The sequence below is a fragment of the Nostoc sp. DedQUE02 genome (genome assembly GCF_034531035.1).
Classification (GTDB): Bacteria; Cyanobacteriota; Cyanobacteriia; order Cyanobacteriales; family Nostocaceae; genus Nostoc.
Genome location: NZ_JAVRBY020000070.1, coordinates 20,877 through 36,188 on the forward strand (window position 1 = coordinate 20,877; position 15,312 = coordinate 36,188).

Consider the following 15,312-nt stretch of genomic DNA (forward strand, 5'->3'; position numbering starts at 1 on the left):
GTCAGCATGAATCAGCCTAGTAGCATTCGCGTTCTGGTTGTGGATGATCATCCTGTTGTCCGCCAGGGGTTGATCGGAATGTTAGAGGAGGCTCCAGATATCGTCATTGTGGGTCAGGGGCGAAATGGGCATGAGGCGATCGCAGTTTTTCAGCAACAGCAGCCTGATGTGACTTTGATAGATTTACGAATGCCTGAGATGGGAGGTGTTCAGGCGATTACTGTTATTTGCAATGAATTTCCCAATGCCCGAATTATTGTGCTGACCACGTATGACAGTGATGAAGAGATTTATCAAGGATTGCGAGCAGGGGCAAAGGGATATTTACTGAAGGACTCTGAGCCAGAGGAACTATTGACAGCAATTCGGACAGTGACTAAGGGACAACAGTATATTCCTATTAACGTGGCTGCGAAGCTAGTCCAACGGATGACTGCTCCAGAACTGAGCGATCGTGAGTTAGAAGTTCTCCAGTTAGTCGGACAGGGCATGAGCAACCAGGAAATTAGCACTGCTCTCAATATTAGTGAAAGTACAGTGAAGACTCATATCAACCGAATTTTAAGCAAGCTAGATGTCAAAGATCGCACCCAAGCAGCCATTATTGCCTTGAAACGCGGAATTGCTAGCTTGTGAACTACCTACACCGACCTAACTTTTAGTCTCTGAAGCGAATGGCACTAAGTTAAGCTGAAGGGTAGGCGGCGTAAGGATTGCAGAGGAGCAGAGGGGAAAGACTTACTGCAACTGCTCCCCTGCTCCCCTGCTCCTCTGCACAAGAGCTGCCTCAACGATTTTCCCTTTTCTTAGTGCCATTCGTCTCTGAGGCAATCAAACCTGAGTTTGATTCGTTCTACTCCCTCAAATTGACTCATCTTCAATCATTTTGTTGATTAAAATACAGACCCTGAATTGACGACAAGCCTAAGCAAGTCTCATACATTAATCTCATATAAACGACTATTAGAGTTGAAGCAAAGAGATTTCAGAGGGCACACGATGAATCTCTTCTCCTCAAAGATTTAGCATGAGGGTTTAGAATGAGTGATGTTATTCCTGACGACACACCTGGCGACCCTTGCGGTAACTGCGAAGTAGAGCGCAATCAATTAGTTGCACCTCCTTCTGAGCAAGACCATCGACAAGGATTATTGAATGCTCGCGTTGTGCTTGTTGAGTATGGGGATTATCAGTGTCCCCAATGTAATGAACTTTATACCTCAATTCAGGCAATTCAACGCCAGCTTGAGGCGACCTTATTCGGGAGAGATTCTCTATGCTTTGTATTCCGACATTTTCCTCAACCTCGAATCCATCCTCAAGCTCAAAAAGCAGCAGCAGCGACAGAAGCAGCAGCAGCACAAGGGCAGTTTTGGCAGATGCACGAAATGCTATTGAAGCATCAGCAAGAGCTAGAAGATGGGTATTTAGCAGAATACGCTGACAATTTAGGGCTTGATGTAACTCAGTTTATTCGAGACATTGCCCAAAAAGTGCATGTCGATCGCATCAATCAAGACATTGCCAGTGGAATGGATAGTGGGGTGGTTAGCACTCCAGCTTTATTTATCAATGGTGTGCGTTATAAAGACGCTTTAGAGCTTGAGCCACTACTTGTTGCGATCGTTGGAGTTTCTCATGGCTAGTAGTTCGCTTTCGTAACTTGGCGGGGTAAAGGGGCAAGGGGAAAGGGAAAAAGTGTTATTCTTTTACCCTTTAACCTTTACCCAATTCCTGCGCCCTCACCTAACAATTTTGGTTTGGCAGACTATTGTCAATAAATGGACTAACCTGCGCGAACTGCCGTAAATGAGGAATCCGATTGATGAGCAGTCTTCTCAAGCAAGTTGTAGCTCAAGTTTCCAGAACGGTGCCATTGCAGACGGTTTTGATTGTGCCGTTTGTGCTGCAAACTTTGGTGACGGTCGGCTTAGTGGGGTATTTTTCCTTCAAAAATAGACAGGAAGCCATCAACGATCTCGCCAGTCAACTGCGGCGCGAACTGACGAACCGGATCGAAGGCAAACTACAAACCTATACCGAGATACCCCATAACATCAATCGGCTCAATGCCAGCACCTTCGCTCAGGGAAAAATTGACCCTAGCGCAGTCAAAGGTGAGTTTCCACTCTGGCAGCAAATTCAGATTTATCCAATGGTGAGTGATATCTACTGTGGCGATCGCAAAGGTTCTCTTCTAGGGGTGCGACGTAGCCCTGCCGATCGCTCGATTGAACTGCGGTCGAGTAATGTTGCTACAGATCATAAACTCTACGGCTACAGCCTTGATCGCAATGGTCTGCGAGACCAGTTAATCAGTCAAGGCAACAAAGCCTTCGATGCGCGGGTTCGTCCTTGGTATAAAGCAGCAGTGACGGCAGGCGAACCAATCTGGAGTGGCATCTATGCCGACTTTGCTAGCCAGTTGCCAACAATCACCGCCAGTACGCCTGTCTATAGCACTGCTGATCGATCGCTGTTGGGAGTCTGTGCCACCGATGTATTTTTGCCTAATGAGATGAGCCTTTTTTTGGCGAACCTGCAAATCGGCAAGACAGGCATCGCCTTTATTCTAGAGCGATCGGGACAACTGGTTGCCACCTCCACCGGAGAGGCGATCATGAGTGGTGGGGCGGCGGCAAATCGATTGTCCGCAGTTGAGAGCCGTAACCCTACCGTGCGAGCTACTGCTGACTATTTGCGCGAGCATTTTAGCGATTTGTGGCAAATTCAGACTACGGAACAGCTTGATTTTAATTTCGATGGTAAGCGGCAGTTGCTTCAGGTAGTGCCATTCAAAGATAATCGTGGGCTGGATTGGCTGATTGTTACGGTGTTGCCTGAATCCGATTTCATGGCCAAGATTAATCAGAGCATTCAGACGACGATTCTGCTTTGTATTGCGGCTTTTCTGCTTGGCATTGCGATCTGCATTTTGATTGCCCGATGGATCACTAAACCGATTGTCAGCGTTAGCCAATCGGCAAAAGCCTTAGCAGACGGTGCATGGGATCAAACGGTAGAAATTGAGCGATCGGGCGATTTGGGCGAACTGGCTCGATCATTCAACCAGATGGCACAGCAGCTTCAAATCGCATTTGCCAAAATGCAGTCTTTAAACCAGAACCTCGCCGAAAGTGAAACTCGCCTCCAGAAAATTTTAGAGTCGGTTCCGGTAGGAATTGCGGTTCTGGACGCAACAGGTCGCCTTTATTACACGAATCAGAAAGCAATCCAACTCTTGGGCAAGGGCGTGCTGCCGTCTGTCACCCCAGAGCAAATTGCCGAGGTCTATCAACTCTATGTGGCAGGAACCGATCGCCCCTACCCAACCGAACAACTGATGATGATACGAGCGCTAAACGGCGAACAGGGCAGTGTGGATGATATCGAAATTCACCAGGGGAATCGCATCATTCCGATCGAAAGTTGGGGAACTCCAATTTTTGATGAATCTGGCAACATTCTGTATGCGATCGCAGCCTTTCAAGACATCACCGAACGTAAACAAGCAGAGAAGCTTTTAGCAGAATACAATCGCACCCTAGAGCAACAAGTTGCAGAGCGAACGGCAGCATTGCAGGCAAGCGAAGCAGAGCTACGCGGTGTCTACGAGGAGCTTCGCTTACAGGAGCAGGAATTACGACTGATTGCCGACGCTCTACCCGTTCTGATTAGCTACGTCGATGCCAATCTCTGCTTTCAATTTATCAACCGTACATACGAGGTTTGGTTCAACCGTAGCCGCGATCAAATTTTGGGCAATCCTGTTCGTCAACTGCTCGGTGAGGCGGTTTATGAACGGATTGAGCCGTATATTAATCAGGTGTTTGCAGGGCAAACTGTCCCTTTAGAAGCAGAAATCCCTTTTTTGGATGATAAGCGGTGCATCAGCGCCACCTTTATTCCTGATTTCGATGATAATGCTCAGGTAAGAGGTTTCTACAGTCTCATGACAGACATTAGCGATCGCAAACGAGCTGAACATACTTCTATCTTAGAAGAGCGTAACCGGATGGCGCGAGAAATTCATGATACACTCGCTCAATCTTTCACAGGTATTCTGCTTCAAGTTGGAGCAACACGAGTGTCAGTGGACATCTCGGAAGCAACCCAGGTATATCTGGAAATGATTGATGAACTAGCACGCGTTGGGCTGGCAGAGGCACGGCGATCTGTAGCAGCACTCCGTCCGCAGCTATTGGAAGAGGGCAATTTAGAGAGCGCCCTGCACCGCCTTGTGACTCAGATGCGATCTACGATCGATACTGTTCTGATTTACGAGACTCAGGGGACAGCCTATTCCTTACCAGCCGATGTGGAGAATAACTTACTCCGAATTGGGCAGGAAGCATTAACTAATGCGATTAAATACGCCTATGCCAGCGAAATTCGGGTTGAGTTAGTGTACAACCAGACACAATGCAGCTTATGGGTTAAAGATAATGGACAGGGCTTTGGAGTGGGTAGCGCTCCAGTAAGGAGTGGTTTTGGCTTATTAGGAATGAGCGAACGGGCAGAGCGCATTGGTGCCCAACTAACGATTCAAAGCCAACCGGGACAGGGAACAGAAATTATTGTCACTATCAATCGAGAAAGAGAATTACGATGAGCCAATCCACTACGATTCGTGTTCTGATTGTTGATGACCATGCCATTGTCAGAAAGGGATTGGCAACCATCATTGATTCTGATCCAGAAATGACCGTGATTGCTCAAGCCGAAGATGGGCAACAAGCGATCGACTTGTTTCGAGAACACCAACCCGACATCACGCTAATGGATTTACGTATGCCCAAAATGGCAGGGGTGGAAGCCATTCTAGAGATTTGTGCTGAATTTAAGCAGGCCCGAATTGCGGTACTCACAACCTACGATGGTGATGAAGACATCTATCGTGGCTTGCAGGCAGGTGCTCAGGGCTATCTGCTTAAGGATGCTAAACCTGGCGAGCTTTTGAATGCGATTCGCGCTATTCATAATGGTCAGAAATATATCTTACCAGAAGTAGGGGCAAAATTATTGCAGCGAATGATTAATCCAGAACTCAGTGGGCGAGAGTTGGAAGTGCTGCGTTTGATGGCACAAGGAATGAGTAATCAAGAAATTGGCACTGTTTTGAGTATTGGTGAAAGCACCGTTAAATCGCATGTGAATCGGATTTTCAGCAAACTGGGAGTGAGCGATCGCACTCAAGCCGTGATTGTTGCCGTTAAACGCGGGCTTGTCAGTTTATAGGTTGTACTAAAGTTGGAATTTGAATACCAACTTTAGTTGGAGCCAACTCTCCATAGTGAGATGGATTGATTTACCCATCACTCGATCATACAAAAGTGTCAACTCTAAGTGGATGACAAGTGAGAGTCAACTACCTATATTGAAATCATGCAAACACTAACAGCAACTGAGTTGTAAAGTTTAAGTTTGCTTTATCCGAACCGAAAAATGGTTTACGATCCCGATCATAGTTCTTTATTCGTCCCACCTTCAACGCAAGATCATATTCAAGGTGTGTTAAGTGCTGTTGTGGTACTTGTAATGTATGGGGACTATGAATGTTTTCAGAGTGCAAACGTCTATCGGTTGATTAAAGTTGCCGGGCAACAATTGAGTGCTTCTTTTGGAGAAAATGGTTTGGGTTTTATCTTCCGTCATTTTCCCCAAGAACAGATTCATCCTCATGCTCAACGGGCGGCGGAAGCGGCGGAAGCCGCAGCAGCACAAGGACAGTTTTGGCAAATGCACGAGATGTTGTTTGTCCATCAACAAGAGTTGGAAAACGGTTATCTGGTTGAGTATGCCAATCGTTTAGGACTTGATATTTGTCAATTTTTGCAGGATTTATCTAGGGGAGTGTATGTCGTTCGCATCAATGCGGATATCGAAGGTGGACTGCAAAGTGGAGTGGAGGCTGCACCCGCTTTGTTTATCAATGGAATTCGCTATCTTGATCGCTGGACTCTTGAGCAAATAATGGCAGCCATTGTCGCTGCAAGCGATCAAGGTTTTTGATGTTCATCTCAACGAGTATTTCAGTAGAGAGTAGTTCATAACTTTTATACGGACAACAAAAACCAGAGATTTCAGCAATTTAGCAAGAATACAGAGGCGATCGCCATGATGGTTTTTACATGGAAAAAAGTTCAAAAATTGTTGCTATGGTTATTTGCATTAAGTGTTGTCGTTGTCATATCAATGCATCCAACATCAGCCACCTCCAAGGAATTACCGCAAGCATCCAACTCTAAACCTGCGATCGTTCTCGTTCATGGGGCTTATGCTGACGGTACATCGTGGCAACACGTCATTCCATTGTTGGAGCAGGATGGCTACAGAGTGACTGCTGTGCAGATTCCGCTCACCTCACTGGCTGATGATGTGGCAACGACGAAGCGGGTGATTGATGCTCAAAAGGGTTCTGTTGTTGTAGTCGGACATTCTTATGGTGGAAATGTAATCACGGGTGCGGCGGCTGGCAATTCACAGGTGAAAGCTCTGGTTTATGTCAACGCATTTGCACCGGATGCGGGTGAAAAGACAAGTGATTTGAATAAAAGGTACGCAGCGCCTCCAATTAGCACGGCGATCGTATCTGATGCCGCAAACTTTCTCTATGTTGATCGCGAGAAGTTTCACAAATTTTTTGCCCAGGACGTATCAAAGGCTGAGGCACGAGTGATGGCAGCAACCCAAAAGCCGATCGCTAGCGCAGCATTTGAGCAATCCGTGAGTGAAATCGCTTGGAAAACGATTCCTTCCTGGTTTATCGTGACTCAAAGCGATCGCGCCATCAACCCTGAACTGCAACGATTTATGGCTAAACGGATTAATGCTAAGACAACCGAAGTCAACTCCAGTCATGTTCCTTTTATCTCTCATCCAAAAGAAGTTGCCAAAGTGATTGAAGCAGCAAGCACTGGCTCTGTGAAGTAATCCCAATCCTCGTTGTAGGTCTCAAGCAGCGTCATCAAGCAGATCAATCAAAGGAGATGTAAGAAATGGCACGCTTGTTAAGATACAGTTCTTGCCCCAACTGGTTCCAACAATGAATCAAGGGTTAAATCTACTGTTATCAAAGCTATGATGCAACAGAACCGATAACACTTCAATGGTTCACACAAATCCAAAATCCCCATTCAGATTAACATCATGAAAAAACTAGAAGGAAAAATCGCCCTGATCACGGGTGGCAACAGTGGTATCGGTCTTGCCACAGCTAAACAGTTTGTTGCTGAAGGTGCCTATGTCTACATCACGGGTCGTCGCCAAGCCGAACTGGATGCTGCTGTAGAAGCCATTGGTAAAAATGTTACGGCTGTGCAGAGCGATGTTTCTAATCTGGCAGACCTTGATCGTCTGTTTGCCACGATTAAGCAAGAACAAGGACACCTCGATATCATCTTCGCTAATGCTGGAGGTGGACAAATTGCCCCACTTGGAGCAATCACTGAGGAACACTTTGACAAAACATTCAACATAAACGTCAAAGGTTTGCTGTTCACCGTACAAAAGGCACTGCCACTGTTGCCAGAGGGTGCTTCTATTATCCTGAATGCTTCGATTACTTCTATAAAAGGTACGCCAGCTTTCAGTGTTTACAGCGCCACCAAAGCCGCCGTGAGATCATTTGCTCGGAATTGGATACTCGACCTCAAAGAACGGAAGATCCGAGTGAATGCCATTAGCCCTGGTGTGGTTCCGACTCCTGGTTACGATCATTTGGGACTGAATGACCAGCAGTTGCAAGAATTCGTGGACAGCCAAGCCAACACCATCCCACTAGGACGAGTCGGCACACCCGATGAGATTGCCAAAGCCGTTGTCTTTCTCGCTTCAGATGACAGCAGCTTCGTGAACGGCATTGAGTTGTTTGTCGATGGTGGTATGGCACAGATTTGAAGTCCAAAAGATGCTATTCCGATTCTTCCATCCATCGCGACGAGATATGAGGAGATCAACATGACAACGAGCAATTCCGATTTTGCTGCCCGCGAGGCACTACGCCTGCTCGGTCCCGATCCCGAAAACTGGGTGCCCGATCGCCCTGGCATCGATCACAATGTCACTATAATAGGTGGTAGCGGTAGTGGTAGCACCTTTGTATTTGCGCTACGACGTGCTGGGATCGGTCGCGTTACAGAAATCGATGCAGCCGATGACGAGGCTCATGCAGGCGTGTGGTTGACGCGAGCGCGGATGAGAACGCTCCGCACACCGAAACATCTGCCTGGTCCAGAACTAGGCATTCCAGAATTGTCCTTTCAAGCCTGGTACGAAGCGCGGCACGGTGCGGCAGCCTATGCGAAGATTGATCGCATTGGGCGAGTGACTTGGGCTGAATACCTCAGTTGGTATCGGCATTTCCTCGGTATCCAGGTTCGTTACCGGACGAAGTTGGTGCGGATTGAGCCGGCCGCAGGTTTCTTCCGCCTACACCTTGAGGTAAACGGTGTTCCGCTCTTAGAGACTACGCGCAAAATTATCTTCGCCAATGGCGTGGCTGGCACTGGTGGCCCCTACATACCTCCAGTACTGGCTGACTTACCCCGCACATTGTACGCACATACCGCCGATGCCATCGATTTTGAAGCACTGCGCGGTAAGACTGTGGCGGTGCTGGGTGCGGCGGCTTCAGCTTTCGATGCAGCAGCAGTGGCGCTGGAATCGGGAGCTAAGGCAGTACATCTATTTGTACGGCGATCAGCGATCCCATCTCTGTCAGTCCTTCGGGTACGGGATTACCCTGGTGCTTACGACAACTATCCCCAACTACCCGATGCAGCCCGATGGCTCCAGGCTTGGCGCTTTCATCAAGCAGGCACCGCGCCACCTCCGAACTCGATTGAGCGAGCGATCGCTTTCCCTAACTTTCACATCCATCTATCTGCACCTTGGAAATCGGCCCGGAAACTGGGCGAACGCGTTGCCATCCAGGTGAACGATGATGTTTTCGAGTTTGATTTTGCGATCGCTGGCACTGGTTACTTCGTTGACCCAACAAAGCGTCCCGAACTCGCCGACTTTGCCCAACATATTGCCCTCTGGCGCGATCGCTACCAGCCACCAGAAGGACTACACAACGACGGTTTAGGGGCACATCCTTACCTCGGTAGCGCCCACGAATACCAAGAAAAAGTACCTGGCACTGCCCCTTATCTGAAAGACATTCACGTATTTAATCCTGCTGGTTTGGTCAGCTTCGGATTGCCAGTTGGTGACATCCATAGCATCCGCCGCGACGTACCTGCAATAGTATCGCGCATCAGTCACGACTTGTTCTTTGAGGACTGGGCGCATCATGAGGCAAGGATCACAGGCGATATCGCCCCCGATTTTGAGGACTCGCTCTATGCTGCTGCGGTGTGGAAACAACCGATCGAGGCAGCGACCCGCTAGGTGGACAATTTTTTCACCAGTAACAAATAATTCCGGCTGGGAAACGATGTCAGTAGAAAGCGATCGCCATTTCACAATCGCAGCCGATCAAGCATCACTGTTAAACCAATTCACTTAACAGTGTCATTTCAACAAATTGTTTACTAATTATCAAAGGAGAATGTCATGGTTGCTCAAGTAAATTCACAAGCAAAGATTTTGGAAGTTGCAGACGATCCACGTCTTTCTAAAGGAGTGAAGGCATTTTTGAAAGTGCTGAACTCAGGAGGTGTACCCTTAGAGACATTACCTCCACTCGAAGCGCGTCAAGTTCTCGTGGATGCACAGGCTTCTGTTCCAGTAGACCTTTCAGGTATTGAAGAGTCTGAGAAAACGATTACTGCTGACGGTTATTCGATTACGCTCAATATCGTGCGACCTGAAGGAGTCAAAGGCACATTGCCTGTTTTCATCTTTATTCATGGCGGCGGTTGGATACTGGGTGATTACCCAACACACAAACGCATGGTGCGCGATCTGGTTGTGCTTTCAGGATTTGCAGGAGTCTTTGTCAACTATACGCGCACGCCAGATGCTCAGTACCCACAGGCGATCAATGAAATTTATGCTGCGACCAAATGGGTTGCCGAGCATGGTGAAGAGATTGGGGTGGATGGCAAGAATCTGGCAGTCGTCGGCAACAGTGTCGGCGGAAATATGACAGCAGTCACTGCTTTGAAGGCGAAAGAAAACGGAGGACCACACATCAAGCTACATATCATGATGTGGCCGATCGTCGATGCCGATTTTGAAACGAATTCTTATCATCAATTCGGCGACAAACGGTACTTAACCGTACCCACGATGAAGTGGATGTATGACCTGTACATCCCTGACCCAGAAAAGCGCAAAGACATTTACGCATCTCCCTTACAAGCGACGGTTGAGCAACTCAAAGGCTTGCCTCCAGCATTAATTGCGGTTGCAGAGAGCGATATTTTGCATGATGAAGGCACAGCCTACGGACGCAAGCTCGATGAAGCTGGGGTAGAGGTGACAACAGTGCAGTACAACGGCATGATTCATGACTTTGGACTGCTCAATGGTTTAGCTGAGTTGCCAGAAGTCCGTTCTTTGTTTGTTCAAGCTGCGGCTGAACTGAAGAAGCATCTGCAATAGGAAGCGTAGTTTACCACCGCAGGCATCGCTTCTTGTTATGCCAAAACCTCCGAGGTTTAAACCCTTCTAGTAGTCTGCCAAACCAAAATTGTTAAGTGAGGGCGCAGGAATTGGGTAAAGGTTAAAGGGTAAAAGAATAACACTTTTTCCCTTTCCCCTTGCCCCTTTACCCCGCCAAGTTACGAAAGCGAACTACTAGTACAAACCTCTGAGGTTTGCGTAAGCTTTGAACCCAAAGCAATTAAACATAACCGTCGTCGCTTTCTGGAAACGGCGGTAGCAAACATTCTTCTAGAAATGGCGCTTATAGGTATCGCACACGCAAATTTCGACAAACCCAAACGATATATAAATCACTTTTAGGTACTTAACCGCTATGAACACCCACACACCAAGCGCCAAGGACATTATCGGAGCATCACCGTTGATCGCGATCGAAAACGAAGCCCCACCCAAGCTGATTGTCGATCCACCGCTTCCCCAACCCCTGGCACAGGGTCGCGTCTTCATCCAGTACCGAACGGAGAACTTGCGTGTGTTGCCAGTATTTGGCAAAGGTGCCCTGGATGTATCGCCGCGCATCGGACATATTCACATCACCGTCGATGATGCACCGTGGCACTTTGTCGATGCCAGTGGCGAAACAATCATCCTGGTCGGTTTGGAACCGGGTTCACACAAGGTGTTGCTCGAACTAGCCGACCCCGTTCACAAAGTCATCACCAGCGAAACAGTGACGTTTACAGTTCCTGATCCTAAGCGATAAGTTCAACCATCTCATTGCCAGAAACTGAGTCATGAGAAAATCACATCTAAAATTTGCCCTTTTGAACGCCAAACGCATTGAGGTTCCGGCTTCTTTCTTTAGCATGATTCTGGGCTTAGTGGGGCTGGGAAACTGTTGGCGAGTTGCTGTTGATATCTGGCATCTGCCAATCTGGATTAGTGAAAGCATCATGCTGCTTGCCGTTGCCGTCTGGCTCATGTTGTTATTGCTCTATATCAGCAAATGGTTATGGGCGAGAAAGGCTGCCCTCGCTGAGTTCGAGCATCCTATTTTGTGTTGCTTTACAGCATTGGTGCCTGTGTCTACAGTAATGGTAGCGGTAGCGATCGCACCCTATGCCCATGCACTTGCTGTCGCATTATTCGTCGTCGGTGTGATTGGACAATTAAGCTTTGGTGTGTACCGTTCCGGTCAGATATGGATGGGCGGACGTGACCCAGAAACGATCCTGTTCTCTACTTGCCGCCAGTCGCAGGTAGTTTTATCAGTGCGATCGGTGCCAGTGCCCTCGGTTATCGAGACTGGAGTGCATTGTTTTTTGGAACAGGAATGTTTTCGTGGTTGGCCCTGGAGTCCATAATCATGCAACGCTTGTATCTGCTGGAAGCCTTGCCTAAATCTCTACGTTCAACGTTAGGTATTCAACTGGCACCCCCTGCTGTCGGTTGTGTTGCCTACCTGAGCATCACCAGTGGTCGTCCTGACCTCTTCGCCCAAACCCTTTTTGCCTATGGGTTGTTGCAAGCATTGATTCTATTGCGGTTGCTACCGTGGTTGTTAAAACAACCCTTCACAGCATCCTACTGGGCATTCACATTCGGCATTGCTATCCTGGCACTGGCATCCTTGCATTTTGTCGAACGTGGCATGACCGGGATCGTAACAAGTTTGGCATTGCCGCTTTTCATTGGAGCAAATATTGCGATCGCTAGCATTACTTTGGGGACATTACGACTCTTGCTGCAAGGCAAACTGTTCCCATCATCAATACCAGCAAAAGTTGCTTGAACCTGTTTTGAGATTGCCAGTGCAACTGCTGTTTGCGAAGTGATAAGGCAGCAAATTATAGATACGATTTGGCGTTGCTGAATTGAAGTATGAATCTAGATGTAGAGACGTAGCACTGCTACGTCTCTACAAGGATTTTGGTATTATGCAAAATCGTTTTCATACATGGAATCAGCAAGGCCTACGATTTAATGTACGCAAGCGAGATATCTGTGAATCAATCTTCTTGGGAAAAGGAATTTACTGCTATGAATGCGAATAACGGTATTATTAATCAGGCGAGTCCTTATTCAGTTACCGAAACAATCGATCGCTTAGAAGCCATCCTGCGAGCAAAAGGTATCACTGTCTTCGCCCGCCTCGATCAACAGGTTGAAGCCGAAAAAGTTGGACTCAGCCTGCTTCCAACGCAGTTACTGCTGTTTGGCAATCCGAAAGCCGGAACTCCTCTGATGGTGGCACAGCCAACGATTGCGCTGGATTTACCCTTGAAAATATTGGTATGGGAATCAACTAGCGGTGAGGTATGGCTGAGTTACAACGATACCAATTACTTAAAACAGCGTTTCTCTCTTTCAGATGAGTTGGTTAAAAACATTGCAGTTGTTCCATCGTTAGCAGAGCAAGCACTGGTTTAGCTCGACTTTATCCATTTGGTAAGCAGGGAAGGTAGCAAAATCAGAATAGTAGACCTCTTGGCAAAAGTGCTTTTTGCACTCTTAGGGGAAAAGGGTAAAGGTTATGGTTCGGCAAGCTCACCAACCAGGGGAAAGAGAAAATAACAAACCGAAACTATGAAAACACGACTGAAGCAAATTATATTACTGGGTTTGATGACTTGTGTTTTAGCTCATCTCTCCTTAAGAGCTTCAGCTGACTCTACTGCTGACTTAGTACTCAGTCTGAAGTGCAAAGGTAGATACAACGTTAATATTTGGAAAAGGCATGGTTCGGGTGAACTTCTCTACCGTTCTACTAGTCCTCAAGGTAATTTGAGTTTGGGCAAAGGAACTAGAGAGAATACAGGAGCCGCTCAAGTGTATAAGTTTAAGAATGGTAACTATGAATACCAAGTTCTTGAAGGTAAGGGAGATCGCCAAGGGCAAGGAACGTTAGAGATATTCAAGAACGATCGCTCGATCCTGAGTCAAGTTTGTACGCGAGATGGATGAAAAGCGGCGATTGAAGTGCAAACGCGTTCGCATTGATTTCCTTTACGCTCAAACGGTAACTCTTTCGCTAGTAGTCTGCCAAGGAAACACAGTCTGGTTTGAACCTTTGGCGATCGCCGATAGAGGGATAATGTACGGTTGTGCAAAAGTTTTGTAGATAGAAAAAGCGAAGCTCGTTCATAAAATACTTTCTTTGAGACGAGCAAGCCAACATCATAAACACTCTGGGGACTTCCAAATAAAAAAATAATCAATCGCTTTGGGGAGACTTGGGAGAGGTATTGCTACCTTGTCTACCTTGTCCCCCTTGTTCCTATTGGATGCAAAAATTGAGTAATGTAATTTTTGGATGTCCCCTGTGACACTACGAGTCCAAATTCCCTCAATTGCAAACTGCTAAATTGGTAAGCGTTTCACCTTTTCTTAGTGCTATTCAGTCATCACCTTTGCTACCATTAATCGGTGGAAAAATGAAATGGACGCGCTACGCCTTCTGCTTTAGCACTGAAGCAAATTGACACGTTGCTAAACCAATTGTCTCAATCCCCCGATGCAAGGTTGCGGGAACGGAGCCGAGCCATTCAGAGAAAAATACTTTCTGAAAAGGGAAGTAAACCTATGAGGGCTGAAAGGAGAAATTGGAGCAATCGCCTGTTTGACTTTGGGCTAGTAGCTCTCAGTGTGGCTGTGGCACTTGGACTCACGCTGCTGCTGACACCGTGGCTTTATCCTACCGTTACGCCGCTATTTTTTGTGGTAGTTATGATTAGTGCCTGGTTGGGCGGATGGGAGACTGGCTTGCTAGCAACTGTTTTGTCTACGCTGGCTGTTAGCTATTTCTTTATTGAGCCACTCTATTCCTTACAACTTGTCAATATAGGAACTGTTGTTCGATTGAGTTTGTTCGCGATCGCGGCAGGGTTGGTCAGTTGCCTCTCTCAATCGCAACGAATGGCTTTAGAGCGTCTTAGAGCCAACTATAAAACCCACATTCCGCAGGTGCGCTCGTAAATGCTGTATTTTAAAAATGACCTAAATGCTGCATTTTGGAAGCATGACATTACCACTAGATATTAGGGTACAGGATATTGACCACTGTGGCATAGTCGCAGGCATCTGTGATGAGATGAACCTAGTAGAACAAATTGACCGACTACTGGGAACTCACCCTCAAGAAATCATTAGTGCAGGTCAAGTTGTCAAAGCAATGATTTTAAATGGATTAGGGTTTGTAAGTGCACCACTCTATCTATTTGAAAAGTTTTTTGTAGGCAAAGCTACAGAACATCTGTTAGGAGAAGGGATAAGACCAGAACATTTAAACGACGACCGTTTGGGTCGAGTATTAGACAAACTATATGAAACTGGGCTAACCGAAGTATTTGTGACAGTAGCGCTTTGTGCAGCCCGTAAATTCGGGGTAAAAATGGATAGTCGACACCTCGATTCAAGTTCGTTTCACGTCGATGGCGATTACATAAACAATGGAAAAGCAAATATTGCAGAACCAGGAGGAATCGAAATTACCTATGGCTATTCAAGAGACCACCGCCGAGACTTGAAACAATTTATTTTAGATCTGATGTGCAGTGGAGATGGAGATATCCCGCTATACCTGAGAATTGGAGACGGTAATGAATCCGACTCAGCGATGATGATGTTTTACGTGAATACAAAGCACAACAGTCTACTGAGCGAAATTTCCGGTTTCTCTAAGATCCGTTGTTTTTTACTTCAAGCGTCTTCCTCAACTCAACTCAACGAGTTGCCGCATTGGCAATGGTTATGGGT

Annotated in this window: 17 protein-coding genes; all 17 read left to right on the forward strand. The window is 47.0% G+C overall.

From position 1 onward, the window contains the following. Nucleotides 1–6 precede the first annotated feature (6 nt). Complete coding sequence (locus tag RMX98_RS31140) at nt 7–636, forward strand: response regulator (RefSeq protein ID WP_409881682.1); 630 nt, start codon at nt 7–9, stop codon at nt 634–636. Nucleotides 637–1,040: 404 nt separating this feature from the next. Then, entirely contained in the window at nt 1,041–1,646 is a 606-nt protein-coding gene (locus tag RMX98_RS31145) for a DsbA family protein (RefSeq protein ID WP_409881683.1), read from the forward strand. 179 nt (nt 1,647–1,825) lie between these two features. Then, nucleotides 1,826–4,612, forward strand: coding sequence for a PAS domain-containing protein (locus RMX98_RS31150; RefSeq protein ID WP_409881684.1), 2,787 nt, complete (start codon nt 1,826–1,828; stop codon nt 4,610–4,612). Further along, the gene (locus tag RMX98_RS31155) at nt 4,609–5,238 is read left to right on the forward strand and encodes a response regulator (RefSeq protein WP_409881685.1); all 630 of its coding nucleotides are present in this window, start codon (nt 4,609–4,611) and stop codon (nt 5,236–5,238) included. Before RMX98_RS31150 ends, RMX98_RS31155 begins: the two co-directional genes overlap by 4 nt. A gap of 207 nt (nt 5,239–5,445) precedes the next feature. Continuing rightward, nucleotides 5,446–6,012, forward strand: coding sequence for a DsbA family protein (locus RMX98_RS31160; RefSeq protein ID WP_409881686.1), 567 nt, complete (start codon nt 5,446–5,448; stop codon nt 6,010–6,012). A 105-nt stretch (nt 6,013–6,117) separates the two neighbouring features. Then, nucleotides 6,118–6,933, forward strand: a complete 816-nt coding sequence (locus tag RMX98_RS31165; RefSeq protein ID WP_409881687.1) for an alpha/beta fold hydrolase — start codon at nt 6,118–6,120, stop codon at nt 6,931–6,933. A 216-nt stretch (nt 6,934–7,149) separates the two neighbouring features. Then, nucleotides 7,150–7,899: a glucose 1-dehydrogenase gene (locus tag RMX98_RS31170; RefSeq protein ID WP_409881688.1), complete on the forward strand. Its 750-nt coding sequence runs from the start codon at nt 7,150–7,152 to the stop codon at nt 7,897–7,899. 60 nt (nt 7,900–7,959) lie between these two features. Continuing rightward, nucleotides 7,960–9,396 carry a SidA/IucD/PvdA family monooxygenase gene (locus RMX98_RS31175; protein ID WP_409881689.1) on the forward strand — a complete coding sequence of 479 codons (1,437 nt, stop codon included), beginning with the start codon at nt 7,960–7,962 and terminating at the stop codon, nt 9,394–9,396. Nucleotides 9,397–9,561: 165 nt separating this feature from the next. Next, nucleotides 9,562–10,554 (forward strand): alpha/beta hydrolase, encoded by a 993-nt coding sequence (locus RMX98_RS31180; RefSeq protein ID WP_322705414.1) that lies wholly within the window; start codon nt 9,562–9,564, stop codon nt 10,552–10,554. A 376-nt stretch (nt 10,555–10,930) separates the two neighbouring features. Then, nucleotides 10,931–11,320 (forward strand): DUF6130 family protein, encoded by a 390-nt coding sequence (locus RMX98_RS31185; protein WP_409881690.1) that lies wholly within the window; start codon nt 10,931–10,933, stop codon nt 11,318–11,320. Between the two features lie 31 nt (nt 11,321–11,351). Then, nucleotides 11,352–11,921 (forward strand): hypothetical protein, encoded by a 570-nt coding sequence (locus RMX98_RS31190; RefSeq protein WP_409881691.1) that lies wholly within the window; start codon nt 11,352–11,354, stop codon nt 11,919–11,921. Further along, nucleotides 11,834–12,349 carry a hypothetical protein gene (locus RMX98_RS31195; RefSeq protein ID WP_409881699.1) on the forward strand — a complete coding sequence of 172 codons (516 nt, stop codon included), beginning with the start codon at nt 11,834–11,836 and terminating at the stop codon, nt 12,347–12,349. The genes RMX98_RS31190 and RMX98_RS31195 overlap by 88 nt, the downstream gene beginning before the upstream one ends. Nucleotides 12,350–12,561: 212 nt before the next feature. After that, nucleotides 12,562–12,987: a DUF302 domain-containing protein gene (locus RMX98_RS31200; protein WP_409881692.1), complete on the forward strand. Its 426-nt coding sequence runs from the start codon at nt 12,562–12,564 to the stop codon at nt 12,985–12,987. Between the two features lie 156 nt (nt 12,988–13,143). Then, nucleotides 13,144–13,521 carry a hypothetical protein gene (locus tag RMX98_RS31205; RefSeq protein ID WP_409881694.1) on the forward strand — a complete coding sequence of 126 codons (378 nt, stop codon included), beginning with the start codon at nt 13,144–13,146 and terminating at the stop codon, nt 13,519–13,521. A gap of 10 nt (nt 13,522–13,531) precedes the next feature. After that, nucleotides 13,532–13,678, forward strand: a complete 147-nt coding sequence (locus RMX98_RS31210; RefSeq protein WP_409881696.1) for a hypothetical protein — start codon at nt 13,532–13,534, stop codon at nt 13,676–13,678. A gap of 461 nt (nt 13,679–14,139) precedes the next feature. Then, nucleotides 14,140–14,532 (forward strand): DUF4118 domain-containing protein, encoded by a 393-nt coding sequence (locus RMX98_RS31215; protein WP_409881697.1) that lies wholly within the window; start codon nt 14,140–14,142, stop codon nt 14,530–14,532. Between the two features lie 43 nt (nt 14,533–14,575). Continuing rightward, nucleotides 14,576–15,312: IS1634 family transposase (locus RMX98_RS31220; protein ID WP_409881698.1), on the forward strand; the 737-nt coding region annotated here is incomplete at its 3' end.